The sequence below is a fragment of the Streptomyces sp. NPDC044064 genome, assembly GCF_056434245.1.
The window spans coordinates 179,300-205,078 of the sequence record NZ_JBWKFN010000016.1 but is presented as its reverse complement, the minus strand read 5'-3'; the positions used below and the strand labels follow the sequence as shown (position 1 = coordinate 205,078).

24 protein-coding genes and 1 pseudogene are annotated in these 25,779 nt (G+C 70.2%); 16 read left to right on the top strand and 9 right to left on the bottom strand.

The window, feature by feature from the left end:
- Positions 1–22: 22 nt before the first annotated feature.
- Positions 23–619 (bottom strand): TetR/AcrR family transcriptional regulator, encoded by a 597-nt coding sequence (locus AC07DS_RS26010; RefSeq protein WP_479148953.1) that lies wholly within the window; start codon positions 617–619, stop codon positions 23–25.
- Positions 620–780: 161 nt separating this feature from the next.
- Here AC07DS_RS26010 and AC07DS_RS26005 point away from each other — a divergent pair, with 161 nt between their 5' ends.
- Positions 781–1,740: an alpha/beta hydrolase family protein gene (locus tag AC07DS_RS26005; protein WP_479148952.1), complete on the top strand. Its 960-nt coding sequence runs from the start codon at positions 781–783 to the stop codon at positions 1,738–1,740.
- Positions 1,741–1,759: 19 nt separating this feature from the next.
- On the opposite strand, the gene AC07DS_RS26000 is transcribed toward AC07DS_RS26005, so the two are convergent.
- The gene (locus AC07DS_RS26000) at positions 1,760–2,650 is read right to left on the bottom strand and encodes a helix-turn-helix domain-containing protein (RefSeq protein ID WP_479148950.1); all 891 of its coding nucleotides are present in this window, start codon (positions 2,648–2,650) and stop codon (positions 1,760–1,762) included.
- Positions 2,651–2,796: 146 nt separating this feature from the next.
- Here AC07DS_RS26000 and tkt point away from each other — a divergent pair, with 146 nt between their 5' ends.
- From tkt to AC07DS_RS25965, 7 genes are read left to right on the top strand one after another with little or no spacing between them, the layout of a single operon-like run.
- The gene (gene tkt, locus AC07DS_RS25995) at positions 2,797–4,872 is read left to right on the top strand and encodes a transketolase (RefSeq protein ID WP_479148948.1); all 2,076 of its coding nucleotides are present in this window, start codon (positions 2,797–2,799) and stop codon (positions 4,870–4,872) included.
- Between the two features lie 19 nt (positions 4,873–4,891).
- Positions 4,892–6,034, top strand: a complete 1,143-nt coding sequence (gene tal / locus AC07DS_RS25990; RefSeq protein WP_479148946.1) for a transaldolase — start codon at positions 4,892–4,894, stop codon at positions 6,032–6,034.
- Complete coding sequence (gene zwf / locus AC07DS_RS25985; RefSeq protein ID WP_479148944.1) at positions 6,034–7,623, top strand: glucose-6-phosphate dehydrogenase; 1,590 nt, start codon at positions 6,034–6,036, stop codon at positions 7,621–7,623. Before tal ends, zwf begins: the two co-directional genes overlap by 1 nt.
- The gene (gene opcA, locus AC07DS_RS25980) at positions 7,620–8,546 is read left to right on the top strand and encodes a glucose-6-phosphate dehydrogenase assembly protein OpcA (protein ID WP_479148942.1); all 927 of its coding nucleotides are present in this window, start codon (positions 7,620–7,622) and stop codon (positions 8,544–8,546) included. The genes zwf and opcA overlap by 4 nt, the downstream gene beginning before the upstream one ends.
- A 1-nt stretch (position 8,547) precedes the next feature.
- Positions 8,548–10,197: a glucose-6-phosphate isomerase gene (gene pgi / locus AC07DS_RS25975; RefSeq protein WP_479148940.1), complete on the top strand. Its 1,650-nt coding sequence runs from the start codon at positions 8,548–8,550 to the stop codon at positions 10,195–10,197.
- Positions 10,198–10,204: 7 nt separating this feature from the next.
- Positions 10,205–11,083 carry a phosphogluconate dehydrogenase (NAD(+)-dependent, decarboxylating) gene (gene gnd / locus AC07DS_RS25970; protein WP_479148939.1) on the top strand — a complete coding sequence of 293 codons (879 nt, stop codon included), beginning with the start codon at positions 10,205–10,207 and terminating at the stop codon, positions 11,081–11,083.
- Positions 11,084–11,089: 6 nt separating this feature from the next.
- Positions 11,090–11,683 carry a histidine phosphatase family protein gene (locus AC07DS_RS25965; protein WP_479148937.1) on the top strand — a complete coding sequence of 198 codons (594 nt, stop codon included), beginning with the start codon at positions 11,090–11,092 and terminating at the stop codon, positions 11,681–11,683.
- Between the two features lie 21 nt (positions 11,684–11,704).
- On the opposite strand, the gene AC07DS_RS25960 is transcribed toward AC07DS_RS25965, so the two are convergent.
- Positions 11,705–13,597 (bottom strand): ArnT family glycosyltransferase, encoded by a 1,893-nt coding sequence (locus AC07DS_RS25960; protein WP_479148936.1) that lies wholly within the window; start codon positions 13,595–13,597, stop codon positions 11,705–11,707.
- Between the two features lie 246 nt (positions 13,598–13,843).
- On the opposite strand from AC07DS_RS25960, the gene AC07DS_RS25955 reads away from it, so the two are divergent.
- Complete coding sequence (locus AC07DS_RS25955; protein WP_479148934.1) at positions 13,844–14,509, top strand: TetR family transcriptional regulator; 666 nt, start codon at positions 13,844–13,846, stop codon at positions 14,507–14,509.
- Between the two features lie 117 nt (positions 14,510–14,626).
- Here the strand turns inward: AC07DS_RS25955 and AC07DS_RS25950 are convergent, their stop codons facing one another.
- Together AC07DS_RS25950 and AC07DS_RS25945 are read right to left on the bottom strand one after the other, a co-directional pair.
- On the bottom strand, positions 14,627–14,968 hold the full coding sequence (locus AC07DS_RS25950; RefSeq protein ID WP_145877835.1) for a VOC family protein: 342 nt from the start codon (positions 14,966–14,968) through the stop codon (positions 14,627–14,629).
- 53 nt (positions 14,969–15,021) lie between these two features.
- Positions 15,022–15,618 (bottom strand): TetR/AcrR family transcriptional regulator, encoded by a 597-nt coding sequence (locus AC07DS_RS25945; protein ID WP_479148932.1) that lies wholly within the window; start codon positions 15,616–15,618, stop codon positions 15,022–15,024.
- Positions 15,619–15,689: 71 nt separating this feature from the next.
- On the opposite strand from AC07DS_RS25945, the pseudogene AC07DS_RS25940 reads away from it, so the two are divergent.
- Positions 15,690–16,607 (top strand): annotated as a pseudogene (locus tag AC07DS_RS25940) (NAD(P)-dependent oxidoreductase); the annotation flags it as partial.
- Positions 16,608–16,614: 7 nt separating this feature from the next.
- Here the strand turns inward: AC07DS_RS25940 and AC07DS_RS25935 are convergent.
- Positions 16,615–17,052: a PPOX class F420-dependent oxidoreductase gene (locus AC07DS_RS25935; protein ID WP_479148930.1), complete on the bottom strand. Its 438-nt coding sequence runs from the start codon at positions 17,050–17,052 to the stop codon at positions 16,615–16,617.
- A gap of 89 nt (positions 17,053–17,141) precedes the next feature.
- Between AC07DS_RS25935 and AC07DS_RS25930 the strand changes: the two genes are divergently transcribed.
- From AC07DS_RS25930 to AC07DS_RS25905, 6 genes are all read left to right on the top strand, one after another.
- Entirely contained in the window at positions 17,142–17,720 is a 579-nt protein-coding gene (locus AC07DS_RS25930) for a TetR/AcrR family transcriptional regulator (protein WP_479148928.1), read from the top strand.
- The gene (locus AC07DS_RS25925) at positions 17,717–19,078 is read left to right on the top strand and encodes an MFS transporter (protein WP_479148926.1); all 1,362 of its coding nucleotides are present in this window, start codon (positions 17,717–17,719) and stop codon (positions 19,076–19,078) included. Before AC07DS_RS25930 ends, AC07DS_RS25925 begins: the two co-directional genes overlap by 4 nt.
- 61 nt (positions 19,079–19,139) lie before the next feature.
- Positions 19,140–20,363 carry a serine hydrolase domain-containing protein gene (locus tag AC07DS_RS25920; protein WP_479148924.1) on the top strand — a complete coding sequence of 408 codons (1,224 nt, stop codon included), beginning with the start codon at positions 19,140–19,142 and terminating at the stop codon, positions 20,361–20,363.
- A 579-nt stretch (positions 20,364–20,942) separates the two neighbouring features.
- A complete protein-coding gene (locus AC07DS_RS25915; RefSeq protein ID WP_479148922.1) occupies positions 20,943–21,476 on the top strand; it encodes a DUF4232 domain-containing protein in 534 nt (177 codons plus the stop codon).
- 434 nt (positions 21,477–21,910) lie between these two features.
- On the top strand, positions 21,911–23,707 hold the full coding sequence (locus tag AC07DS_RS25910; protein ID WP_479148921.1) for a trypsin-like serine peptidase: 1,797 nt from the start codon (positions 21,911–21,913) through the stop codon (positions 23,705–23,707).
- A gap of 335 nt (positions 23,708–24,042) precedes the next feature.
- Positions 24,043–24,240, top strand: a complete 198-nt coding sequence (locus tag AC07DS_RS25905; RefSeq protein ID WP_479148920.1) for a hypothetical protein — start codon at positions 24,043–24,045, stop codon at positions 24,238–24,240.
- Between the two features lie 580 nt (positions 24,241–24,820).
- On the opposite strand, the gene AC07DS_RS25900 is transcribed toward AC07DS_RS25905, so the two are convergent.
- Genes AC07DS_RS25900 through AC07DS_RS25890 form a run of 3 tightly spaced genes read right to left on the bottom strand, consistent with a single transcriptional unit; the run spans position 24,821 to position 25,752 of the window.
- Positions 24,821–25,192: a hypothetical protein gene (locus tag AC07DS_RS25900; RefSeq protein WP_479148919.1), complete on the bottom strand. Its 372-nt coding sequence runs from the start codon at positions 25,190–25,192 to the stop codon at positions 24,821–24,823.
- Positions 25,189–25,323, bottom strand: coding sequence for a hypothetical protein (locus tag AC07DS_RS25895; RefSeq protein ID WP_479148917.1), 135 nt, complete (start codon positions 25,321–25,323; stop codon positions 25,189–25,191). Before AC07DS_RS25895 ends, AC07DS_RS25900 begins: the two co-directional genes overlap by 4 nt.
- A gap of 54 nt (positions 25,324–25,377) precedes the next feature.
- A complete protein-coding gene (locus tag AC07DS_RS25890; RefSeq protein WP_237514721.1) occupies positions 25,378–25,752 on the bottom strand; it encodes a MerR family transcriptional regulator in 375 nt (124 codons plus the stop codon).
- Between the last annotated feature and the right edge of the window lie 27 nt (positions 25,753–25,779).

Below are 25,779 nucleotides of genomic sequence, written 5' to 3'. Positions count from 1 at the left end.
GGCCGGCCGACCACCGTCGCCGTCAGACCGACTGCGGTCGCCGCAGCCCCCGAAGGAGCAGTTCGACCAGTCGGCGCGGGTCGTAGCGAGGGTCGCCGTCACGGCCGATGCAGAGGTTGCCGATGCCGCGCATCAGTTCGTACGGGTGCGTACCGGGCCCGACCTCTCCCGCGGCGGCCGCGGCGTCGAGCAACTGTCCGCAGACGGGCACCAGTCGGTCGAGGAAGTAGGTGTGCAGCGTCTCGAAGCCGCCGCTGTCCGACTGCATCGCGTTGGCGAGTCCGTGCTTCGTGACCAGGAAGTCGACGAAGAGGTCGACCCACTGACGGAGTGCCGCGAACGGGGAGTCGGCACCGGCCAGCAGGCTCGGGCCGGCCTCGGCGCAGGCCTCGACCTGGTGGCGGTAGACGGCGACGACGAGATCGGCCCGCGTCGGGAAGTGCCGGTAGATGGTCCCCACCCCGACCCCCGCCCTGGCCGCGATCTCACGGATCGGCGCATCGACGCCGGAGGTGACGAACACCGCGGCGGCGGCGGCAAGCAGCGTCTGCTGATTGCGCTGCGCGTCGGCCCGCCTGCTTCGGGCGGGCACCTCCCCGGACTGGCCTGCAGCGGACACCACGCTCTCCTCCCGATGATCCTTGCCTAAACGGAACAGCGTTCCGTATATTAATCGGAACGACGTTCCGGTTTCAGGGTAGCTGAAACCGGACGCTCCCGACCGCCTCTCCCGCCGGACGAGCGAGACCGGCGGCGCAGGCATTCGAAGGGACACACATCGTGAGTCGATCGACCCGCACAACCGGCGGCCCCAGCTCGCCCACCCCCGTCCTCTCGGTCGGTCCGGTGGTACTGCCCACCCCCGACCGCGCCGTGGACCTCCAGGTGCGCGTCTCCGCACCGGTGACCGGAAACGACCTGCCGGTCATTCTCCTCTCGCACGGCCAGGGCCACTCGAACCACCTGTCCTCACTGAACGGCTACGCACCCCTCGTCAACTTCTGGGCGGCGCACGGCTTTGCCGTGATCCAGCCCACCCACCTGAGCTCGCGGACCCTGACCCTGGACCCCGGCACCCCCGGAGCCCCGCTGTTCTGGCGATCACGAGCCGAGGACATGACGCGCATCCTCGACCGGCTGGACGAGGTGGAGGCCGCCGTCCCACAGCTGCTCGGGCGCCTGGACGGGGGCAAGGTCGCCGTGGCCGGGCACTCGATGGGCGGGCACACCGCGAGCCTGCTGCTGGGCGCCCGGCTCACCGATCCGGACGACGGGAAGGAAGTGGACCTGACCGAGCCCCGGATCAAGGCGGGGGTACTGCTCGCCGCGCCCGGCCGAGGGGGCGACGCCCTCACCGATTTCGTGGCCGGGAACTGGCCTTTCTTCTCGACCACGGACTTCTCCCGGATGCGGACTCCCGCGCTCGTGGTCGCGGGCGACAAGGACGACTCCGCCCATCTGACGGTCCGGGGCCCGGACTGGCACACCGATCCGTACTTCCTCTCCCCGGGCCCCAAGTCCCTGCTCACCCTGTTCGACGCGGAACACGGCCTGGGCGGGGTCTCCGGATACGACGTCGCCGAGACCACGGACGAGAGCCCCGAGCGCGTGGCCGCGATCCAGCAACTCACCTGGTCCTACCTCCGCAGCCGGCTCAACCCCGGGGATCCCGCCTGGCAGGCGGCATGTGACGCATTGGCGTCGGGCCCGAGCCCGCTCGGACGGGTCGAGTCCAAGTAACCCGGGCAACAGGGAGGCTCTACCGCAGCTCCGCCCGGAACGCCGCCGGTGTGACGCCGGCGTGCAGATGGAAGAACTTGGAGAAGTTCGCCGCGTCGGGGAAGCCCACGGCCGCCCCGACGCGGCCGATCGGCATGTCCGTGTGGGCGAGCAGGCGCTTGGCCTCCAGGACCACCCGCTTGTCGATGAAGCCCTTCGGCGTCTCGCCGGTGGCCGCGCGGACCGCCCGCACGAGGGTGCGGCGGGAGTAACCGAGCGCGTCGGCGTAGGCGCTGACGCTGTGATTGGTGGCGAACCCCTGCTCGACCGCGTCCCGGAACAGGGTGAAGGTGGTGTCCGCCTGCTCTCGGGACGACTCCGCGGCACTGGCCGCGAGGTGCGCCAGACGCAGCAGGAACGCGGTCAGCGTGTGCCGGAGCACCGCCGTGTGCAGGCTCAGCGGGAGCGTCGCGGTGTCCTCGTACTCGCGGCGCAGCTGGTCGAGGGACGCCTGGAGCGCGGCACGTTGTGCCGGGTCGGGGTGCAGCAGCGGGGGCAGGTCGTAGCGGTAGAGGCCGGTGGCCTCGACGGTGGCGCGGGGCAGGAAACCGGGCTGCATGGTCAGCACGGTGCCGTGGTACTCGCTGGTCCGGGAGAACCGGTGGACCTGTCCGGGGCGGATCCACAGCAGATCGCCGGCCGACGCCTCGTGCTCGGCGAAGTCGATCATGTGCCGCACGGGGCCCTCGGTGAAGAGCATGACGACGTGGAAGTCGATGCGGTGGACGCGATGCAGTGGGGCGTCGGCATGCCAGCTGTGACCGGTCCCCATGGGGCCGACCTGCATGCCGACGCCGCCGACGGCCAGCTCGGTGGGGAAGGGGAAGGTCCTGATCCCCTCACCGTCGCCTTGGTGTGTTCTGTCCGCCATGTCCTGCTCGTGCCATCCCTGTCGCCCGATCGATGTCCCAGATTCACCACAGGCTGACACACCGCTCCCTTCCTTCTAAAAAGTCAGACTTTTAGTTTTGAACGCGTCCAGCCAGCGATCACGCACTGAACGAGGACTTCTTGAAGATGAGCACGCAGACATCCGACGGCTTCGAGTGGACCGACCTCGACCGGCGTGCCGTGGACACGGCCCGGCTTCTCGCGGCAGACGCCGTGCAGCAGGTCGGCAACGGCCACCCGGGCACCGCGATGAGCCTGGCCCCGGCCGCGTACACGATCTTTCAGAAGGTGATGCGACACGACCCGGCGGACCCGGAGTGGACCGGCCGTGACCGCTTCGTGCTGTCCCCCGGCCACACCTCGCTGACCCTCTACACCCAGCTCTTCCTCGCCGGGTACGAGCTGGAGCTGGACGACCTGAAGGCGTTCCGCACCCATGGCTCGAAGACGCCCGGCCACCCCGAGTACGGGCACACCGCCGGTGTCGAGACCACCACCGGCCCGCTCGGCCAGGGCGTCGCCAACGCCGTCGGCATGGCGATGGCCGCCCGCTACGAGCGCGGACTGTTCGACCCGGAGGCCCCGGAGGGCACCTCCCCCTTCGACCACACCGTCTGGGCGATCGTCTCCGACGGCGACCTGGAGGAGGGCGTCTCCGCCGAGGCCTCCTCCCTGGCGGGCCACCAGAAGCTCGGCAACCTGGTCTTCCTCTACGACGACAACCACATCTCCATCGAGGGCGACACCGCGACCGCCTTCTCCGAGGACGTGCTGAAGCGGTACGAGGCCTACGGCTGGCACACCCGGCGCATCGAGCCCACCGCCGACGGCGACGTCGACGTGCCCGCCCTGTACGCGGCGCTGAAGGCCGCGCAGGACGAGACCGGACGGCCCTCGATCATCGCGATGCGCACGATCATCGCCTGGCCGGCGCCGAACGCGCAGAACACCGAGGCCTCCCACGGCTCCGCGCTCGGCGCGGACGAGATCGCGGCCACCAAGCGCGTCCTCGGCTTCGACCCGGAGCAGTCCTTCGAGGTCACCGACGAGGTCCTGAACCACACCCGCCGGGCCCTGGACCGGGGCGCCGAGGCGCACGCGGCCTGGGACAAGCGGATCGCCGAGTGGCGCACGGCCGCCCCGGAGCGGGCCCGGCTGTTCGACCGGATCAGCAAGGGCGAGCTGCCCGAGGGCTGGGAGGACACCCTGCCGGTGTTCGAGGAGGGCAAGTCCGTCGCCACCCGTGCCGCCTCCGGCAAGGTGCTGCAGGCGCTCGGCCCCGTCCTCCCCGAGCTGTGGGGCGGCTCCGCCGACCTGGCCGGCTCGAACAACACCACCATCGACAAGGCCAGCTCCTTCCTGCCGAAGGGCAACCCGCTGCCCGAGGCGGACCCGTACGGCCGAACCATCCACTTCGGCATCCGCGAGTTCTCGATGGCCGCGGAGATGAACGGCATCGCCCTGCACGGCAACACCCGCGTCTACGGCGGCACCTTCCTGGTCTTCTCCGACTACATGCGCAACGCCGTCCGGATGTCGGCGCTGATGCAGCTGCCGGTGACGTACGTGTGGACGCACGACTCCATCGGCCTCGGCGAGGACGGGCCCACCCACCAGCCGGTCGAGCACCTGGCCTCGCTGCGCGCCATCCCGGGCCTGAACGTCGTCCGCCCGGCGGACGCCAACGAGACCGCGGTCGTCTGGGCCGAGATCCTGAAGAGGCACGCCACCGCCCCGGCCCCGCACGGGCTCGCGCTCACCCGCCAGGGCGTGCCGGTGTACGCGCCCCACGAGGACGCCGCCAAGGGCGGGTATGTGCTGCGTGAGTCCTCGACCGAGACCCCGGAGGTGATCATCATCGCGACGGGTTCCGAGGTACACCTGGCCGTCGCCGCGCGGGAGCAGCTGGAGGCCGAGGGGATCGGCACGCGGGTGGTGTCGATGCCGTCCGTGGAGTGGTTCGAGGAGCAGCCGCGCGCCTACCGCGAGAGCGTGCTGCCGCCGGCCGTGAAGGCCCGTGTCGCCGTCGAGGCCGGTATCGGCCTGACGTGGTACCGGTTCGTGGGCGACGCAGGTCGGATTGTCTCACTCGAACATTTCGGTGCCTCCGCCGACGCGACCACACTGTTCGCCGAGTTCGGCTTCACCCCCGAGAACGTCGCCGCCGCTGCCCGTGCATCGCTGGCCGCCGCGCGCGCCTGATATCGACGCGACTAGAAAGATGATCACTGTGACCGAAGCAATCGCGACCCCGGGAGCCCTCGGGCGCCTCGCCGACGAGGGCGTGTCGATCTGGCTGGACGACCTGTCGCGCAAGCGGATCACGTCGGGCGGCCTGGCCGAGCTGGTCAAGAGCGGTGGCGTCGTCGGCGTCACCACCAACCCCTCGATCTTCCAGGCTGCCATCGGCTCCGGCGAGGGCTACGAGGAGCAGCTGACCGACCTCGCCGTACGCGGTGTCACGGTCGAGGAAGCCGTGCGGATGATGACGACCGCCGACGTGCGCGCGGCCGCCGACATCCTGCGTCCGGTGTACGACGCCACCGGTGGCCGCGACGGCCGGGTCTCCATCGAGGTCGACCCGCGTCTCGCGCACCGCACCGTGGCGACGGTCGCCGAGGCCCGGCAGCTGGCCTGGCTGGTCGACCGTCCCAACGTGATGATCAAGATCCCGGCGACGAAGGCGGGCCTTCCGGCCATCACCGAGGTCATCGGCCTCGGCATCAGCGTCAACGTGACGCTGATCTTCTCCCTGGAGCGTTACCGCGAGGTCATGGCCGCCTACCTGGCCGGCCTGGAGAAGGCCCGCGAGCGGGGCCTCGACCTGTCCCGGATCCACTCGGTGGCGTCCTTCTTCGTCTCCCGCGTGGACAGCGAGATCGACAAGCGGCTGACCGCCCTCGGCACGGACGAGGCCCACGCCCTCAAGGGCCGGGCGGCGCTCGCCAACGCGCGGCTCGCCTACGAGGCGTACGAGGAGGTCTTCGCCTCCGGGAGCTGGCCGGCGCTCGCCGCCGACGGGGCGAACGAGCAGCGGCCGCTGTGGGCCTCCACGGGCGTGAAGGATCCCGCGTACAAGGACACGCTGTACGTGGACGAGCTGGTCGCGCCCGGCACCGTGAACACGATGCCGGAGGCCACCTTGAAGGCCACCGCCGACCACGGCGAGATCACCGGTGACACGGTGACCGGCGGCTACGCGCAGGCCCGCGCCGACCTCGCCGCCGTGGAGCGGCTCGGCATCTCCTACGACGAGGTCGTCCAGCAGTTGGAGGACGAGGGCGTCGCCAAGTTCGAGACGGCCTGGCAGGAACTGCTGGACGCCGTCACCAAGTCCCTGGACAGCAAGGGAGTTGACGCGTAATGACGACCAAGGCTCCGGAACCCGAGACGCCCGCCGCACAGGTCGGCGTCCCGGACGCCCCGGCCACCGACTGGGACAACCCGCTGCGGGACACCCGCGACCGCCGGCTCCCCCGTATCGCGGGCCCCTCCGGTCTGGTCATCTTCGGTGTGACCGGCGACCTGTCCCGCAAGAAGCTGATGCCGGCCGTGTACGACCTGGCCAACCGCGGCCTGCTGCCGCCCGGCTTCTCCCTCGTCGGCTTCGCCCGCCGCGACTGGGAGGACCAGGACTTCGCACAGGTCGTCCATGACGCGGTGCGCGAGCACTCCCGCACCCCGTTCCGCGAGGAGGTGTGGCAGCAGCTCGCCGAGGGCATGCGGTTCATCCCCGGCGACTTCGACGACGACACCGCCTTCAAGCAGCTGAAGCAGGCCGTCGAGGAGCTGGACGCCTCCCGCGGCACCGGCGGCAACTTCGCGTTCTACCTGTCGGTGCCGCCGAAGTTCTTCCCCAAGGTCGTGCAGCAGCTGAAGAAGCACGGCCTTGCCAACCCCCCGCAGGGCGCCTGGCGCCGGGCGGTCATCGAGAAGCCGTTCGGCCACGACCTGAGGTCGGCCCAGGAGCTGAACGCGGTCGTGCACGACGTGTTCGAGCCCGACCAGGTCTTCCGGATCGACCACTACCTGGGCAAGGAGACCGTCCAGAACATCCTGGCGCTCCGCTTCGCCAACCAGATGTACGAGCCGATCTGGAACCGCAGTTACGTCGACCACGTGCAGATCACCATGGCCGAGGACATCGGCATCGGCGGCCGCGCGGGCTACTACGACGGCATCGGCTCGGCCCGTGACGTCATCCAGAACCACCTCCTGCAGCTGATGGCGCTCACCGCCATGGAGGAGCCCATCGCGTTCGACGCGGAGGCGCTGCTCACCGAGAAGCTGAAGGTGCTCAAGTCGGTGCGGCTGCCACAGGAACTGGGCAAGCACACCGTGCGCGGCCAGTACACCACCGGCTGGCAGGGCGGCGAGAAGGTCGTCGGCTACCTGGAGGAGGACGGCATCGACCCCAAGTCGAAGACCGACACCTTCGCCGCGATCAAGCTGGGCATCGACAACCGCCGCTGGGCGGGCGTCCCGTTCTACCTGCGCACCGGCAAGCGGCTCGGCCGCCGGGTCACCGAGATCGCGGTGGTCTTCAAGCGGGCCCCGCACTCCCCGTTCGACTCCACCGCCACCGAGGAACTGGGCCAGAACGCGATCGTCATCCGCGTCCAGCCCGACGAGGGCATGACCGTCCGGTTCGGCTCGAAGGTGCCGGGCACCTCGATGGAGATCCGGGACGTGTCCATGGACTTCGCCTACGGCGAGTCGTTCACCGAGTCGAGCCCGGAGGCGTACGAGCGGCTCATCCTGGACGTACTGCTCGGTGACGCCAATTTGTTCCCCCGTCACCAGGAAGTGGAAGAGTCCTGGAAGATCCTCGACCCGATCGAGGAGTACTGGGCGGCGCACGGCAGGCCGGCGCAGTACGCGTCGGGCAGCTGGGGACCGAGGGAAGCGGACGAGATGCTCGCACGAGACGGACGGAGCTGGCGCAGGCCATGAAGATCGACCTGACCGACACCACGGCAAGCAAGATCAACAAGGCGCTGGTGCAGGGCCGCCGCGCCATCGGCACCCCCGCCGTGGGCATGGTCCTGACGATGGTCATCGTCACGGACGAGGAGAACGCCTACGACTCGATCCGGGCCGCCGAGGAGGCCTCGCACGAGCACCCCTCGCGCACCCTGGTCGTCATCAAGCGGCATGCCCGCACCCTGCGCGACCGCACCACCTCGCGTCTGGACGCCGAGGTCCGGGTCGGCTCGGAGGCCGGCACCGGCGAGACCGTCGTGCTGCGGACCTACGGCGACGTGTCCGACCACGCCGACTCCGTGGTCCTGCCGCTGCTGCTGCCGGACGCCCCGGTGGTCGTGTGGTGGCCGGTGGACGCGCCGGACACCCCGTCCAAGGACCCGCTCGGCGCGCTCGCTCAGCGCCGGATCACCGACCTGTACGCGGTCGAGCGGCCGATGGAGGTCCTGGAGACCCGGGCGGGCAACTACGCGCCCGGCGACACCGACCTCGCCTGGACCCGGCTCACGCTGTGGCGGTCCATGCTGGCCGCCGCCCTGGACCAGGCCCGCGCGAAGGTGACGTCGGCGGCCGTGGAGGCCGAGGCGGACAACCCCAGCGCCGAGCTCCTCGCCCGCTGGCTGGAGGCCCGCCTGCACGTCCGGGTGGACCGCGTGGTCACCGCGGGCCCGGTCGTCACGGCCGTACGCCTCGGCACCGCGAACGGCGAGATCGTCATCGACCGGCCCGAGGGGCCCATCGCGAAGCTGACCCTGCCCGGCCAGCCGCCGCGCACCCTCGCCCTGAAGGTCCGTGGCACCTCCGAACTCATCGCCGAGGAGCTGCGCCGCCTCGACGCCGACGAGATGTACGCCATCGCTCTCAAGGGCGAGGCCACCAAGGAGAACGCCTGAGATGTCCGACGCACCGTCAGACTCCGTCAAGCTCAACCGCCGCCCGGAGTGGATGGCCCTCGCCGACCACCGCGCCGAGGGGCAGCCGCACCTGCGTGAGCTGTTCGCGAAGGATCCCGGCCGCGCCGAGCGGTACGTCGTGCGGGTCGGCGATCTGCACATCGACTACAGCAAGCACCTGATCACCGACGAGACCCTGGCCCTCCTCCAGGAACTCGCCTCCGCCACCGGTGTGTTCGCGCTGCGGGACGCCATGTTCCACGGCGAGAGGATCAACATCACCGAGCGCCGAGCCGTCCTGCACACCGCGCTGCGCGCCCCGCGTGACGCGGTGGTCGAGGTCGACGGCGAGAACGTCGTGCCGCAGGTGCACGCCGTCCTGGACAAGATGGCCGGCTTCGCCGAGCGGGTCCGCTCGGGCGAGTGGACCGGACACACCGGCAGGCGGATCCGCAACGTCGTCAACATCGGCATCGGCGGCTCCGACCTGGGTCCGGCGATGGCATACGAGGCACTGCGCGCGTACACGGCGCGGGAGTTGACGTTCCGGTTCGTGTCCAACGTGGACGGCGCCGACCTGCACGAGGCCGTCCGGGACCTGGACCCGGCGGAGACCCTGTTCATCGTCGCGTCCAAGACGTTCACCACGATCGAGACGATCACCAACGCCACCTCGGCCCGCTCCTGGCTGCTGAAGGCCCTCGGCGACGAGAAGGCGGTCGCCAGGCACTTCGTGGCGCTGTCCACGAACGCCGAGAAGGTCACCGGCTTCGGCATCGACCCGGACAACATGTTCGAGTTCTGGGACTGGGTCGGCGGCCGCTACTCGTACGACTCCGCGATCGGCCTGTCCCTGATGATCGCCATCGGCCCGGACCGGTTCCGGGAGATGCTCGACGGCTTCAGGATCGTCGACGACCACTTCCGCACCGCGCCCGCCGAGGCCAACGCGCCGCTGCTGATGGGCCTGTTGGGCATCTGGTACGGCAACTTCCACGACGCCCAGTCGCACGCGGTCCTGCCGTACAGCCACTACCTGTCCAAGTTCACCGCCTACCTCCAGCAGCTGGACATGGAGTCCAACGGCAAGTCGGTGGACCGGGCGGGCGATCCGGTGGAGTGGCAGACCGGCCCGGTGGTCTGGGGCACGCCCGGCACCAACGGGCAGCACGCCTACTACCAGTTGATCCACCAGGGCACCAAGCTGATCCCGGCGGACTTCATCGGCTTCGCCGAGCCGGTCGCCGAGCTGAGCGGTGAACTCAAGGCCCAGCACGACCTGTTGATGGCCAACTTCTTCGCCCAGACCCAGGCCCTCGCCTTCGGCAAGACGGCCGAGGAGGTCCGTGCGGAGGGCGTGTCCGAGGAGCAGGTGGCACACCGTACCTTCCTCGGCAACCACCCCACCACCACGGTCCTCGCCCGCGAGCTGACCCCGTCCGTGCTCGGCCAGCTGGTCGCCCTCTACGAGCACAAGGTGTTCGTCCAGGGCGCGGTCTGGAACATCGACTCCTTCGACCAGTGGGGCGTGGAACTGGGCAAGGTCCTCGCCAAGCGCATCGAGCCCGCCCTGACCGAGGGCGCCGCCGTGCCCGGTCTCGACCCGTCCACCACGGCCCTCGTCGCCGCCTACCGCAATCTCAGGAAGTGAACTGATCATGCAGCTCGGTCTCATCGGTCTCGGCAAGATGGGCGGCAACATGCGCGAGCGTATCCGCCGCGCCGGCCACACCGTCATCGGCTACGACCGCAACCCGGAGGTCTCCGACGTCAAGAGCCTCGAGGAACTGGTCCAGCAGCTCGACGGTCCGCGCATCATCTGGGTGATGGTCCCGGCCGGCACCGCCACCCAGACGGTCATCGACGAACTCAAGGACCTGCTCTCCCCCGGTGACGTGGTCGTGGACGGCGGCAACTCCCGCTGGACGGACGACGAGAGGCACGCAGCCGAACTCGGCATCAAGGGCATCGGCTTCGTCGACGCGGGCGTCTCCGGCGGCGTCTGGGGCCTGCAGAACGGCTACGCGCTCATGGTCGGCGGCGACAAGGAGCACGTGGAGCGCCTGAAGCCCATTTTCGAGGCACTCAAGCCGGAGGGCCCCTACGGCTACGTCCACGCCGGCCGGGTCGGTGCCGGGCACTTCTCGAAGATGGTCCACAACGGCATCGAGTACGCCATGATGCAGGCCTATGCCGAGGGCTGGGAGCTGCTGGAGAAGGTCCACTCGGTGGAGAACGTCCGCGAGGTCTTCCGCTCCTGGCAGGAGGGCACCGTCATCCGTTCCTGGCTGCTCGACCTCGCGGTCAACGCCCTGGACGAGGACGAGCACCTGGAGAAGCTGCGCGGGTACGCGGAGGACTCCGGCGAGGGCCGCTGGACGGTCGAGGCCGCCATCGACAACGCGGTGCCGCTGCCCGCGATCACCGCGTCGCTGTTCGCCCGGTTCGCCTCCCGCCAGGAGGACTCGCCGCAGATGAAGATGATCGCCGCGCTGCGCAACCAGTTCGGCGGCCACGCCGTAGAGACCAAGGGCTGAGCGGCCGTGGGGGACCTCCTGCTGGTCCGCCACGGCGAGACGGAGTGGAGCGTGTCGGGACAGCACACCAGCTGGACCGACCTGCCCCTCACCACGCACGGCGAGGAACAGGCCAAGTCCCTCGCCCCGCTCCTCACCGGACGGACCTACGCCCTCGCGCTGACCAGCCCGCTGGGCCGCGCGATACGCACAGCCGAACTCGCGGGCCTGACCGGGGCCGTACCCGACCAGGATCTGCACGAGTGGGACTACGGCGGCTACGAAGGTGTCACCACGGTCGACATCCATCGCACCCGCCCCGACTGGGACCTGTGGACCGACGGCGTACCGCCCGGCCCCGAAGGGCACCCCGGCGAGTCGCCCGAGCAGATCGGGGCGCGCGCCGACCGGGTGCTGGCCCGGGTGGAGAAGGCGCTCGCCACGGACACCGGTGACGTGATCCTGGTCGCGCACGCCCACTTCCTGCGGGTGCTCACCGCCCGCCGGCTGGGTCTGCCGCCCGCAGAGGGCCGGCTGTTCCAGCTGGCGACCGGCACCGTCAGCCGGCTCTCCACGGAGCACGGGCGGCCGGTCGTCGCCGAGTGGAACCGACGCGCATAGCGGCCCTTTCCGCGGCCCGGGTCACCCCGAGTGACCCGGGCCGCAGTCGTACAGCAGCCGGGTCCGGTCACCGGGGTCGTAGGCGGCGGGCGGGACGAGCCGGCAGTGAGCGGTGGTCCAGCGCACCAGGGTCCCGGCCGGGATGCGTCCGGTACGGGCGCCGGGGAGCAGGTCGGCGCGCGACAGGACGACGTAGCGCAGCCGCCCGGAGCCGATCAGGCGGTGGAAGGCCGCCGGTGCCGGGTACGGGACCCGGCCGGTGAAGCCGCCCATCGGCAGCACGGGCGCGTCGGCGGCGATGACGTAGGGCGCGGCGTCCTGCCATCCGGGGACGGCGGCCAGGTAGCGGGCGCCGTCGCGGTGCGCGGTCAGATAGGCGAGGATCCGCTGCCGCTCGGGGCCGAGCGTGGCCTGCCCGGAGCCGGTACGGGTGCTGGTGGGGCCGACCCGGCCGAAGCCGCCGGGCTGGTTGTAGCGCAGGGACAGCGCGGAGGCCGACCACACGGCGGGGATCAGCAGGACGGCACAGACGCCGACGGCGAGTGCGGCCGGGCGACGGCGCGCGCCGGCCAGGAGCAGCGCGAGCAGGCCAAGGGCCACGGCGAACGCCGCCGACCAGGCGAAGAAACGCGGGTACCACAGCGTCAGGGCCGCACACCAGAAGACGTCGGCCAGCAGCACCACGGGCAGCACACGACTGCGCCGCGCCCGCACGACCCCGACCGCGGCGAGTGCGCAGACGGCCACCGCGACCACGCCCATGTAGTAGGTGTGGCCGGTCACGCTGCCGAAGCTGAACACCAGGAAGAAGGTCGCCAGCCACACCCCCCACAGCAGGAACCCGGCGAGCAGCGGGTCCGTGCGCGGCAGGCCCCGCCTGCGCACCGCCAGCACCCCTCCGACGAGGCCGAACGCGGCGAGCGGGTACAGCCAGCCCGTCTGGGTGGCCAGGCCCGGGCCGAACATCTTCCAGATGCCGTCGCCCATGCCGGGCGGCAACCGGTGGCCGCCGTGGGCCGCCCGGCTCGCGACGATGCTGCCGGTGCCGGCCGCGTCGATGCCGACGGCATGAAAGCGCGTCAGGAAGTTGTAGCCGACGACCATCCCGAACGGCGAGTCGTCGGTGGTGCCGTCGAGGTACGGGCGGGCCCCGGACGGGGTGAACGCGGCCACCAGCATCCACGACAGCGACACCACGACCATGACCGCCGCGGCCAGGGCGAGATGGCCGACGCGGCGGCGGAGCGTCGTGGGGGCGGCGACGGCGTACGTCACGGCCAGGGCGGGCAGCACCGCCCACGCCTCCAGCATCTTGCACTGGAAGGCGAGCCCCACCCAGAACGCGGCGAGCAGCAGGGTGCGCGGCCGGGCGTGCGCGGTGGCCCTCCAGGTGGCCTCGGCGGCCAGCAGCAGGAGCAGCACGAACGGCGCGTCCTCGGTGACCGAGCGGCCCAGGCCCACGGTCACCGGGGTCAGGGCGAGGAAAGCGGCGGCGAGCAGCCCGGCCGGCACCCCGGCCCAGCGGCGCACCAGGACATGGAGCAGCAGCACGCAGGCCACGGTCTCCAGTGCCTGCGGCAGCACCAGCGCCCATGGGTGGAAGCCGAACACCAGCGCGGAGAGGGCCTGCGGCCACAGGAAGCCGGGCAGCTTGTCCAGGGTGATGGAGTTCGCCGGGTCGAAGGAGCCGTAGAAGAAGGCGACCGGGTTGTCGGTCATGCTGCGCACGGCGGCGGCGTAGAAGGAGTGGTAGGCACTGTTGCCGAGGCCCCACAGACACAGCACGGCCGAGAGCGCGGCGACGGCGGCCAGCACCGGGCGCTCGTAGCGGGGGGCGCGGGTGCGTACGGCCGTGTCGGGTATGGGCGGCGGGGCGTGGCGGACTAGGAGTGGCTTGCTGGCGGGGCTCGGCATGAACGGCCTTCCAGGCATCCCGGGGATGTCATGGTCCGGGACGCTGGGAACGCCCCGGATTGTGGTGAGTATCGGCCGGGCCTGCGGGCCGGTGACCGAGGCGGGGCCGGGTCTCACCGAGGTCTCACCGCGGGCACACCTGCTGCTTGGCGGGCTCTCACCGGGGGCGAGCCGCTGTCCGGCGGGTCCTGCTCCGGGCCCTGCTTCTACAATCACCGCCACTGGCCCCATGCCCGAAGGAACCCGATGACCAGCGTCGAAGAACCGGTGCACACCGGCGGGCGGACTCGTGACGCCGTCCGCACCAAGGCCGAGATCCTCGACGTGGCCACGCAGGAGTTCGCCCGGGCCGGCTACGACGGCGCCCGGGTGGACGAGATCGCTGCGCGCACCCGTACCACCAAGCGGATGATCTACTACTACTTCGGCGGCAAGGAGCAGTTGTTCACCGCCGTGCTGGAGCGGGCGTACGGCGTGATCCGCGAGGCCGAGCAGCGGCTGGACGTCGAGCACCTGGACCCGGTCGCGGCGATCCGGCGTCTGGCGGAGCTGACCTTCGACCACCACGAGCAGCACCCGGACTTCATCCGGCTGGTCAGCATCGAGAACATCCACGGCGCCGAGCACATCGCGGCCTCCCGGAAGCTCGGGCGGATGGGTTCGCCGGCGCTGGACGTGATCCGCCGGATCCTGGTCACAGGGCAGGAGTCCGGGGTGTTCACGGCCGATGTCGACGCCGTCGACCTGCACGCGATGATCAGCTCGTTCTGCTTCTTCCGGGTCGCCAACCGGCACACCTTCGGCGCCCTGTTCGGCCGTGACCTGGTGGACCCTGCGCAGCGCGGGCACTACCGGACCATGCTGGGCGACATGGTGATCGCCTACCTCACCGCGGAGCGAGCCGCCGGCTGACGCGGACCGGCGCCGGCCGACGCGGAGCCGATCGGCTCACGCACGGCCGCTCGACACGACGGAAACGCGGGCACCGGCCGACCGCCCCGCGCCGTCCGCCCCGCGCCGTCCGGGGCCCTAGGGTCGCGGATGGCGCGGCTCGTACAGCCCGAGGCGGCCGCCGCCCGGCAGCCGGAGCGCGGTGAGCCGGCCCCACCGGGCCTCCTCGACCGGCTGGGCGAACTCCACGCCCTTCTCGGCGAGTTGCTCCCGTGTCGCGTCGAGGTCGTCGCACATCAGCATCAGTTCGTGCGACGGGTCTCCGTCCGTGGGATGGCAGGCCACCTCCGCGGGCGGTGCCTGGAAGATCAGCCAGCCGTGGCCCGCGTCGACGTGCGCCCATCCGAGGACGTCCCGCAGGAAGGCCCGGTCGGCTTCGGCGTCACGGCTGTAGATCACCACATGTGCCCCATTGATCACGCGCGGAGGCTAGTCCGGGAGACCGCGCGGAACAAGCACCTGCGCGCAGAGCGTCACCCGGAGGAGACCACCGCGGCGTCGAGCAGCGGCCCGAGTTCACGGACCACGGCCCGCAGCGGGCGTACGTCCTCCTCGGCCCGGGCCATCAGAATCGCGCCCTCCAGGGTGCTGATCATCAGGGTCGCGAGGGAGTCGGCGCGGACGGCGGGGACACCCATGCCGGTCAGCGCCTCGGCGACCGGGGTGCGCCAGGTCGCGAAGGCCGCGGCGGCCGCCTCGCGCGTGGTGGTACCCGCGGCGGCACAGTCCACGGTCGCGGCGGCGACCGGGCAGCCCCCGGCGAAGCCCTCCGTCTCGTACTCACCCGTCCACTGGGCCGCCATCGCCGCGAACAGGCTGCTCGGCGTCGGCTCGGCCAGGCCCGCGAGGAAGCGGGCGACGCGTCTGCCTGCGTACCGCCCGGCCCAGGCCACGGCCTCGTTGACCAGCTGTTCCTTGCCGCCCGGGAAGTAGTGCTGGAGCGAACCGCGCGGTGCTCCGGCATGGGTGGCGACGTCCCGCATGCCCGTCGCGCCGACCCCGTCGCGCCGGATCAGCTGGGCCGCGCTGAACACCATCCGCTCGCGCGGCCCGTGCGGCGCCTGCGCCATGGCCGACCTCCGATCGCCTTCACCCTCGGCCTTCACTCTATGACCGGTGTCATAACTCTCGCTACTATGACAGCGGTCATAGTAGGCCGGCAGAGCGAAGGGCGGCCCCCGTGAACGTCGGATTCATCGGTCTCGGAGTGATGGGTCAGCCGATGGCGCTGCGCCTGGCGGCTTCCGGCACACCCCTCGTGGTGTGGAACCGGACACCGGAGCGCACCGAGCCGTTGCGCGCGGCCGGCGCCGAGGTCGCCGCGGACGCCGACGAGGTGTTCGCGCGGGCCGAGGTGGTGCTGCTGATGCTCGCGGACGAGGCGGCGACCGACACCGTCCTCGGCCGCGGCACCCAAGCCCTCCCCGCGCGGGTCGCCGGACGCATGGTCGTCCACATGGGCACGACGTCCCCCGAGTACTCCCACGCCCTGGAGTCCGACGTCCGTGCGGCCGGCGGCCGGTACGTGGAGGCACCCGTCTCCGGCTCCCGGGTGCCGGCGGAGCAGGGGCAACTGGTGGCGATGCTGGCCGGCGAGGAGTGCGCCGTGGACGTCGTACGACCGCTGCTGGCGCCCCTGTGCCGGGAGACGTTCGCGTGCGGCGCGGCACCGGGCGCGCTGCTGATGAAGCTGTCCGTGAACCTCTTCCTGATCACCCTGGTGACCGGGCTGACCGAGGCCTTCCACTTCGCCGAACGGCAGGGTCTGGACCGGCGCCTGTTCCTGGACGTCCTGGACGCGGGCCCCATGGCCAGCGGGGTCTCCCGGATGAAGGCGCCCAAGCTGCGCGAGCGGGACTTCGCGGTGCAGGCGGCCGCCCTGGACGTCCTGAAGAACAACCGGCTCATCGCCGAGGCGGCCCGCAGGGCTCACCTGGCCTCGCCCCTGCTCGACGTCTGCCACAGCCTGTTCGAGGAGACGGTCACGCGGGGGTACGGCGGCGAGGACATGGTGGCGGTACTGCGGGCGATCGAGGCGCGGACCGCCGAGGTGCCGTAGGCCGGGCCTAGCCTTTCGGGATGCCGTACGCCCGCTCGACGGGGAGCCGCAGCACCAGCCGCCGGTCGCGGACCATGGCGGCCCGGTAGTCGTCCCAGTCCGGGTGTTCGCCGACGACGTCCCGGTAGAGCCGGACCAGCTCCTCGACGGTCTCGTCGTACGGGTCCCCGGCCACCGGCGTCAGCTCGGCCGTGCCCTCGGCGACCGTGTACGCCCAGCGGTCCTGGCTGGTGACGTGGTAGGAGGCGCGGGGGTCGCGGCGGAGGTTGCGGGTCTTGGCGCGGTCGTCGGTGATCGAGATCCGGATGACCCGTTCGTCGGGGTAGTAGGCGTGGCTGACGTTGGACAGCTGGGGCCGGCCGTCGCTCTTGAGCGTGACCAGCACGCCGCCTCGCGTCTCGGAGAGCAGCTTGAGCAGGGCGTCCTGCGTCGGGTCCTGAGTCATATGAGGGTCAACTGGCCCGGGGGTACGGGCATTCCCTCACCCGGACAGGCGAGTAGACACTGTCTACGACCGCCTGGTAGACACTGTCTATGACCGAATCCGACACGGGGCTGCGCACCCGCCTCATCGACGTCGGCGTGGACCTGGTCGCCGTCGAGGGTGTCCAGGCGCTGACGCTCCGGGAGATCGCCCGCCGCGCGGGGGTCTCGCACGGGGCACCACGCCGCTACTTCCCCACCCATCTGGAACTGCTGTCCGCCATCGCCCGACGGGGGTTCGCCGATCTGGGCGAGCGGGTCCGGCCGGCACTCGCCGGCACCGGCGACCCGCGCACACAGGTACGGGAACTGGCCCGCGTGTACCTGGACTTCGCTCTGGACAACACCGGCATGTATGAGTTGATGTTCCGTCACGATCTGTTGGAGAGCGGCCACTTGGGGCTGCGCGAAACGAGCCTGCCGCTGTTCACCGTCCTCGCGGACCTCGTCGGCCGGGTCCGCCCGGAGTCGGACGCCCGGCGCACGGCGGGCGCCCTGTGGGCGAACCTGCACGGCATCGCCCAGCTGTGGGGCTGGGGCAGCCTCCGACTCGCCACGGGCGAAGCCGACTTCAACGCGCTGCTGGACACGGCCCTCCTCGCCCACCTGGGCCCGGAGGGCGGGCGGTGAACCGCCGGCTGACCCTGGTGAGCAGTGTGGCGGGCGCCGTGCTCGTAGCCCTGGACGGCACGGTCCTCACGGTCGCCCAACCCTCGCTGCAGCGGGCGCTGCACGCGTCGTACGCGCAGGTGCAGTGGACCAGCACCGCGTACCTCGTGGCAGTGGCGAGCCTGCTGGTGTTCGCGGGCCGGCTCGGCGACCGCTACGGGCAGCGGCGGATGTTCGCGCTCGGCATGCTGGGGTTCGGCGCCGCCTCGGCGGGCGTCGGGCTGGCGCCCACGATCGGCTGGGTGATCGGACTCCGCGCGGCACAGGGTGTGTTCGGGGCACTGCTGCAGCCCGCCACGCTCGGCATGCTGCGGGCCGCCTTTCCGCCGGACCGGCTGGCGATGCCGCTCGCGATACGCACCAGCGCGATCGGCCTGGCGGCGGCAGCGGGGCCGTTGCTGGGCGGGGCGCTGGTGAACGGGCTGGGCTGGCAGGCGGTGTTCTTCCTGAGTGTGCTGCCGGCCGTGGGCCTGGGCCTGGCGGCCCTGGTCCTGCCCGACCCCGACCACGCGCCGGCTCCCCACACCCCATCGGACCTGCCGGGGGCACTGCTCCTCGCCGTGACCCTGGCCTGTCTCGTCCGGACGCTGACCGCGCTGCCCGCCTCCGGGACGGCCGTCGCCGCCGGTCTGGCGGTAGCCGCGTTCGCCGCGGCCGCCTTCGTACGGCACGAACGCCGCATCACAGGCCCCCTGCTGCCCCCCGACGTGATCCGCTCACCCGCGGTCGGGTCGGCCCTCGCCCTCCTGGTCGCGGCGTCGGCCTCCCTCTTCGGAACCCTGTTCGTCGAGACGTACGTGCTGCAGCGCGGACTCGGCCTCGATCCGTTCCAAAGCGCCCTGCGCAGCCTGCCGTTGGCGGTGCTGATGGTGGGGTCCGCTCCCCTGTGCCCGGTACTGCTGCGCAGGCTGGGTGCACGACGAACGACGGCAACAGCAATGGCGCTGCTCGCACTCGGCGTCCTGGTCCTGTCCGGGGCCACCGGCGCATTCGCCCAGGGCTGCGCCTTCGCCCTGCTGGGAGCCGGGTTCGGCACGGTGATGGTGGCGGCCACGCACGTGGTCGTACGGCAGGCGCGGGTGGCGGTGGCCGGAGTGGCAGGGGGCCTGCAGCAGACCGCGCTCAACATCGGGCCCGTACTCGGCGTGGCCGCGGGCACCGCGCTGATGGGCGCGGGCCCCCGGACGGCGCTGCTCGTGCTCGCCGCGGTGGCCGCGGCCGCCGTCCCGGCGGCCCGCGCACTGCCGGGGCCCGGGGTCGCGTCGATCACACACACCCCTGACGAACAGGTCCGTTCCGGGATTCCTGCGCGACGATGAGGTGTGCGTCGCGGCGGACCTGCCTGCCCGCACGCGCGTACGACGCGACCTGAGGAGAGCGATGGCACAGTTGCGACAGGAAGTCGACCCGGGCGAGGCCGGGCTGGACCCGAAGGCCCTCGACCGCCTCGACCGGCGCTTCGCCCAGCACGTCGACGAAGGCCGCCTGCCCGGTTTCCTGTTGGCCGTGGCCCACGGCGGCCGCGTCGCCCACCTCACCACGTACGGCCACCGGAACGTCGCGGCCGGGCTGCCCGTCGAGACGGACACCCTCTGGCGCATCTACTCCATGACCAAGCCCGTCACGGCGGTCGCGGTGCTCCAACTGGTCGAGGAGGGCCGCCTGTCCCTGGACGACCCGGTCGACCGCTACCTGCCGGAATTCGCCGACCCCCAGGTGTACGAGAGCGGTGCGGGAACCGAAGTGCGCACAAGCCGCGCCTCCGGCCCGATCCTCATCCGGCATCTGCTCACCCACACGGCAGGCCTGACCTTCGGCTTCTACTACAAACACCCCGTGGATGCCCTCTACCGCGAGGCCGGCCTGGAGTCGTCCGTACCGCCCGGCGCGAACCTGGCCGAGACGATGAACGTGTACGCGCGCCTGCCCCTGCAGTTCGAACCGGGCACGCAGTGGAACTATTCAGTCGCCTCCAACGTGCTGGGCAGGATCATCGAGGTGGTCTCCTCACACCCCCTGGACGAGTACGTCGCCGAGCGCATCCTCCGCCCCCTCGGCATGACCGACGCCGGCTTCCACATCACCCCCGAACAGGCCGAGCGACTGGCCGAGATGTACGGCGAGACCGAGGACGGCGGCATCACACCGATCCCCGGACTGCCACTGCGCGGCCGGCCCCGCTTCCTGTCCGGCAGCGGCGGCATGGTCGCCACGGCCCAGGACTTCCACCGTTTCATGGAGATGCTCCGCCGGGGCGGTGAACTGGACGGCACCCGCCTCCTCTCCCCCGAGACGGTCGCCCTGATGACCCGCAACCACCTCCCCGGCAACACCGACCTGCGCACCTTCGGCGCCCCCAGCCACCAGGAACGCAACAACGACGGCCTCGGCTTCGGCTTCAACGTCTCCGTCGTCATCGACCCGGCCCGCACCCTCGCCCCTCAGGGCCTGGGCACCTACGGCTGGACCGGCGTGGCCACCACGGCCTTCTGGATCGACCCGACCCATGATCTGACCGTCCAGTTCATGACCCAGGTACGCACGAAGAAGCTGAAGGTGTTCCCGGAGCTGCGGCGAATGGTGCACGAGGCGCTGGTGGACTGATCGCCGGTGGCGCCTCGTCCCACTGCGAGAGCGGCTAAAAATGGCGAATGAGCAGCGCGAACCCGCCCAGAGCGCACATGCTCGCCCCGAGCCCGAACAGCCGGCCGGTCGGGCCCCCGGAACCGTGTCGCCGCCGAGAGAGAGCGGCCGCCGCGCCCGCTGCCACGACGACCATGCCGCCCACCACGAGGAGGACCACGGCAGGCCCGGTCGAGATGGGCCCGGTGTGCTCCCCGTTACGCGGCATCCACTGGGCGACGAGCATCCGTACCCCTCACCGCTCGATCAGTCCGGCCGTCAGCCTAACGAGGGGGGTGGTGCGGCCTTGCGGCGCCTTCCTCGCATGCGCACTCATGTGCCGGCGACGACTCGTCTCCCTACGCCGACAGCATCGGAACCCAGTGATTGCTGCTGGGACGAAGGAGTGCCTGGAGAGGCTGCACGAGATCGCGCGAGGGAGTTGATCACCTCGCCGGTCGAAGAGGAACCTCGGCGCGCCTGCCTGCATCTAGTTGTCCGGTGAGGCGTGAGCGGCGGCACTCGGCCCCGCGGGAGTGGTGTCACCCAGGGGGAGATCTCATGTCACGGCGGACAGCGGCGGTCTGCACGGTCGGCCTGGTGATGCTGCTGAGTGCCACCGCCTGCGGCCAGAGCGACAGCGTCTCGGCAACCCGGATCGCCGCATGCGGAACGCCCCAGCTGAGCTGGAAGATGACCCTTCTCCCGGGCAAGCCGCACAACACGCCCACGGCGACACTCAGCGCCGCGCACAAGGGATCGAAGCCTTGCGCCTTCGACGGCTACCCGGAGCTCAGTGTGTACGTCGGCAAGGGGCCGTCGGCCGACTCCAAGCCGAAGGAGTCCACGCCGGTTCATCTGGTGTTGAAGCCGGGCCACAGCATCGCGATCCCGGTCTTCTACGACGCGATCGGCTCGCCGTCCGGATCCTGTGAGGTCATGGCCGAATACAACCCTCGCGTCGACGTACGGCCCCCGCACCCCACGGCGCATGACTACGGCTCTCGCGTGCAACTGACGGATGCGAAGGGGCACCACCGGCGGGCACAGGTGTGTGACCTCGACATGCTGCTGGGAGAACCTCAACTGCACTGATACAAAGCCGGATGAACAGTATGTATTCGCCCGCCCGCCATGCGATCATGACGGCTGCGACCGCTGACCACGGTCGATCGAAAGCCGCCGTACGGCGGCACGGGGGAACGCATCGGGGGTTGCTGTTGCGCGCGGTGAGCGCGGAGCAGGTCGTCGGCGGAAGATCACGCGTCGGACTCCGTAGCAGTGGCTCGCCTGCTGTCCCGTAGCGGGCGCCCGCTCTTCGGGTCCTCGTGCCGTCCGGCCTGCCACTTGGAGAAACCTGAATGCAGAAAGCCGAATCGCTCTGCAGACGAATACGTCTCGGGGCTGTCGTGGTACTGAGCGCCGTGGTGCTGCTGGGCAACGCCGCTGCGGCCCAGGCCGATACCGCGACTCCTGTCCCCGGCACCCCCACGCCGACCATCTCGGTGCCCTTGCAGAGCGCTACACCCGTGCCGAAGCCTCCGACCAGCCCGACTCCCCCAGACTCGGCCGGCCCGGCGCCCACAGACTCGGCCGGCCCGTCCGCCGAGCCCTCGGCTTCGGACGCGGCGGTGCTGGCCGCCGATGACGACTGGACGGTCGAGGCCGCCATCCGCTTCTGGACTCCCGAGCGCATGGACTCGGCCACCGACCCCTCGGGTCGTACCACCCCGCCGGACGGATTGACGGCAGCGGTCCAGCGGCCCTCCGCCGGCGGCATCACCGCCCAGCACTTCAAGGGCATCAAGTCCGTCGGCACGATCTTCAGCAAGGACAAGGGGCTGAAGGGGCACCGCTGCACGGCCAGCGTGGTGCGCAGCGGGGGGCACAACCTGATCCTCACCGCGGGGCACTGCGTCGGCTCGAATTCCATGTTCGTACCCATGTACGACCACACCAAGACTGCGGCCGCGCAGCCGTACGGGGTCTGGGCGGTCGACAAGTGGTTCCGCGACAAGAGGGCCACCTGGGACAAGGCCAAGACTTCCGACCTGGACTACGCCTTCGCGAGCCTGAAACCGAACGGCCGTGAGAACGTCCAGGACGTCGTGAGCGCCAACACCCTGGCCCGTACGCCCGACTACGCCAACAAGGTGACCGTCATCGGCTACCCCAAGATCGCGCACAACCCGCCGGACCAGGCGGTCCGCTGCCCCGACATCTACACGACCGCACTGTCGGGCTACTACCAGATGCAGATCTTCTGCGCCGGGATGTGGGGCGGAGTTTCCGGCGGGCCGTTCTTCTCCGAGCTCGACTCCTCCGGCAACACCGGCACGATCATCGGCAACGTGGGCGGGTTTCTTCAGGGCGGCCCCGATGTGGACGGGTCGGATCCGCGATACAACGAGATCACCTACAGCCCTCTGCACGGTGACCGCTTCTTCCGCCTCTACGCCGATGCCCAGCAGGGCCGCAACCCCGACTACGGTCCCTACGATCAGCCATCGCTGCCCTACACCATGGGCTCCGGCGAAACCTGGAAGCACGCCGGCCTCATGGCCTCGGGCGACTTCGACGGCAAGGGCCACAGCGACATGGTCGTGGTGTGGTCCGACGGCGAGGTCACGCTCTACAACAGCGACGGTCGCGGCCACTTCACGGGCGAGCGGCAGTTGCTGCCCAAGAACTCCACCTGGACGAACGCCAAGACCATCACCGCAGGCGACTTCACCGGGTCGAACCGTTTCGACCTGATGGTCCGCTGGGTGGACGGCGAGGTCACACTCTACGGAGACATCGGCACCAAGGGCCTCGACCGGGCAGGCACCCAGATGATCAAGCCCAACGACCTGTGGAAGAACGCGACCCAGATCGCGGCGGGCCGCTTCAATGCCTCCCAGTACGTCACCGACCTGATCGTGCGGTGGGTGGACGGCGAAGTGACCCTCTACACCAACGTCAGCGCGGGCACCTTCGGCCAGGAGCACAAACTCAAGGACAAGAACGACACGTGGAGGGACGCCACCCTTCTCACCAGTGGTGAGTTCTCCGGCAACCATAAGTGGGACCTCATGGTGCGCTGGACCGACGGCGAGCTCGACAACTACGTCGGCACGACCACGTCCGGCCTCGGCACCGAGCAGCGCATCCTGAACCCCAACGGGCTCTGGAAGCACGACACGGTCATGACGACCGGCGACTTCACGGGGAACCACCGGACCGACGACCTCGTCATCCGCTGGTCCGACGGCGAGACCACCATGTACCAGGACACAGGCGCCGCCCACCTAGGCAGCGAGGAGACCCTGGTTCACGCCGGCTGAGCCTGGGGACCGCGCTCCACACCCGATGCCCTCGGCACGCGACCGTGCCGAAGGCATCGCTGAGCTTCTTCAGCTCTTGAGTTCGGCCGGGCAACGCGGTGAGAGCCACAGCAACCGGCCGCCCGAATCGGTGACCACCTGCACGTTCACCCCGTACCGGCGGCGCTTGTAGGCCCCCGAGCAGTGTGGTCGAGACGTCAGACATCTCGATCAACAGCTCGGGGGCCCCGCTCGTTGCGCTTGGAGGCCATCTGATCCAGATAGTTGGCAGTGGTCTTCACGGCCTGGCGAGCCAGACGGACCGGCCCGGGAACGGCTGCCCGCGTGCATGAGCTGTGGGAGATCACGGCGCGCCCGAGCAGGTTCACGACCCGTTACGTGACAAGACCCGCCGGGCCCACGGTCGCACCGCAGAGCCGACCACGGCCGTGGTGGACGCACAGAATGTGAAGACCTCGGCAAACGTGCCCGAGACCAGTCAGGGCATCAACGCCGGCAAGAAGATCAAAGAGCCGGGATCGGCATCGACATGATTCGCCAGGCAAGGGCGCCCGTGGACCGCTCTGCACCGACAACATCGATTCGGACTGGGCCGCTCCCATTGATCCGCTGCTGGACCACGGACCGGTCGCAAGGAACAGTTGCGCCGGAACCCGAGGCCGTAGGGGCGACGGTCAGGCGTGCACTGCCCTCACCGACACACGTCAGGACGAGTCGGTATGTCTTCCCCTTGTTCAGTACCGGGCGAGTATGAATCCCGTCTCCGACACGCTCCGATCCGCCCTCCAGGAGCACACCTCCGGACAGGCTGGTCACGACGGATGTCGCCTGCCTCAGCAATGCCGTCTCCCGTGCCGCACTTGGCGCCGGAGCGTGGGCGGTGGCTTGCGGAGAGGGCGTGGAGCGCCCCGCGCCGTGCCGATCGGAATCCTGACTGCAGGAGGCAAGGAGCAGGACCGATGCGGCAACGGCGGCGCATGCCGGGACAGCGCGCCGAACGATCGGACGGCTCATGACGATGTCTCTCTTCGGTTGGCGATCAAGACCCTGACGCTATCCGTCCGCCATGAGCACAACAATCACAAGCCGGGGATTCTGAGGAGTATTTGAGGGTCAGTGACGGTTGCCGACGGCGTCGCCGGCATCCTCGGGGCTGCTGAGAACCCTCGCGGTTCCGGCCTCGACCGCGAACGCGCTGGCGGTATGTCCGTAGTGCGTCAAGGCATTTCGATCATCCGCCAGGTCCATGACTTCCTTGCGTTCCCTCGGCGGAATCGGCACCCGAGCGATATGGGCGAGCCTGTCCATGGCGGCACCGACGGTGCAGCTTTCGAACTTGCCGGTCTCGAACTTGCCGGTCTCGAACTTCTCAAGGCTCGCACTGCCTGGATCCTTGAAAACCAGGCTCCAACGCTCCAGCACCAGCCGAGCCTTGAGGAGCACCTCGGTAGCTGCCTGGAGGTGCAGAACGGCGCACTTGCTCATTCCCCACCCGCCATGGCGATGGATTGCAGGATACGTAACAAGCGCTGGCCGAGAGTTCGGAACGATGAGGTCCGCGCGATGAGCGTGGAGCACCAGATGTTGCGGGCCAAGACGTTGATGTCGGCGGTCACTTGCTACTGATCAAGGGCTAGGGTCATCGACCGCGAATTCCTCACATCGGATGATCAAGGGTCCCAGACGAATGTCGCGCAGTCCGCGCACTCCTCGAGGTACCGATGGCGACACTCGACGGTGTGCCGGAGGAAGGTGATCGCTTGCTGTCTGCTGCGGACCTCGCTTTCGAGCGCAGCGATCTTCGCGCGCACGACCTCCTGCGCTGCGGACTTCTTCGGGGACATCGCTGCGGTGACCTCTGGCAACGAGAGCCCGACTTGTCGCAGTTTCAGCACGGTTCGCGCCTGCTCCAGGACGTCGTGGTCGTAGAGGCGGTAACCGTTCGCGTCCCGGTGCACCGTGAGTGCTCCGACGTGCTCCCAGTGCCGTAGGACATGGGCCTCGACGCCAAGCTGCGCGGCCGCCTCGCCGATCGTTATCGCCATTCCGCCCTTGCCTTGATGTCGACCTGA

What these genes read in the sequence shown, in the direction of transcription:
- tal (WP_479148946.1), top strand. Translation starts at nt 4,892, where the DNA reads ATGATCACTGTGACCGAAGCAATCGCGACCCCGGGAGCCCTCGGGCGC.
- AC07DS_RS25955 (WP_479148934.1), top strand. Translation starts at nt 13,844, where the DNA reads ATGACCAGCGTCGAAGAACCGGTGCACACCGGCGGGCGGACTCGTGAC.
- tkt (WP_479148948.1), top strand. Translation starts at nt 2,797, where the DNA reads ATGAGCACGCAGACATCCGACGGCTTCGAGTGGACCGACCTCGACCGG.
- gnd (WP_479148939.1), top strand. Translation starts at nt 10,205, where the DNA reads ATGCAGCTCGGTCTCATCGGTCTCGGCAAGATGGGCGGCAACATGCGC.
- AC07DS_RS25945 (WP_479148932.1), bottom strand. Translation starts at nt 15,618, where the DNA reads ATGGCGCAGGCGCCGCACGGGCCGCGCGAGCGGATGGTGTTCAGCGCG.
- zwf (WP_479148944.1), top strand. Translation starts at nt 6,034, where the DNA reads ATGACGACCAAGGCTCCGGAACCCGAGACGCCCGCCGCACAGGTCGGC.
- AC07DS_RS25890 (WP_237514721.1), bottom strand. Translation starts at nt 25,752, where the DNA reads ATGGCGATAACGATCGGCGAGGCGGCCGCGCAGCTTGGCGTCGAGGCC.
- pgi (WP_479148940.1), top strand. Translation starts at nt 8,548, where the DNA reads ATGTCCGACGCACCGTCAGACTCCGTCAAGCTCAACCGCCGCCCGGAG.
- AC07DS_RS25900 (WP_479148919.1), bottom strand. Translation starts at nt 25,192, where the DNA reads ATGAGCAAGTGCGCCGTTCTGCACCTCCAGGCAGCTACCGAGGTGCTC.
- AC07DS_RS25935 (WP_479148930.1), bottom strand. Translation starts at nt 17,052, where the DNA reads ATGACTCAGGACCCGACGCAGGACGCCCTGCTCAAGCTGCTCTCCGAG.
- AC07DS_RS25915 (WP_479148922.1), top strand. Translation starts at nt 20,943, where the DNA reads ATGTCACGGCGGACAGCGGCGGTCTGCACGGTCGGCCTGGTGATGCTG.
- AC07DS_RS26000 (WP_479148950.1), bottom strand. Translation starts at nt 2,650, where the DNA reads ATGGCGGACAGAACACACCAAGGCGACGGTGAGGGGATCAGGACCTTC.
- AC07DS_RS25930 (WP_479148928.1), top strand. Translation starts at nt 17,142, where the DNA reads ATGACCGAATCCGACACGGGGCTGCGCACCCGCCTCATCGACGTCGGC.
- opcA (WP_479148942.1), top strand. Translation starts at nt 7,620, where the DNA reads ATGAAGATCGACCTGACCGACACCACGGCAAGCAAGATCAACAAGGCG.
- AC07DS_RS25960 (WP_479148936.1), bottom strand. Translation starts at nt 13,597, where the DNA reads ATGCCGAGCCCCGCCAGCAAGCCACTCCTAGTCCGCCACGCCCCGCCG.
- AC07DS_RS25920 (WP_479148924.1), top strand. Translation starts at nt 19,140, where the DNA reads ATGGCACAGTTGCGACAGGAAGTCGACCCGGGCGAGGCCGGGCTGGAC.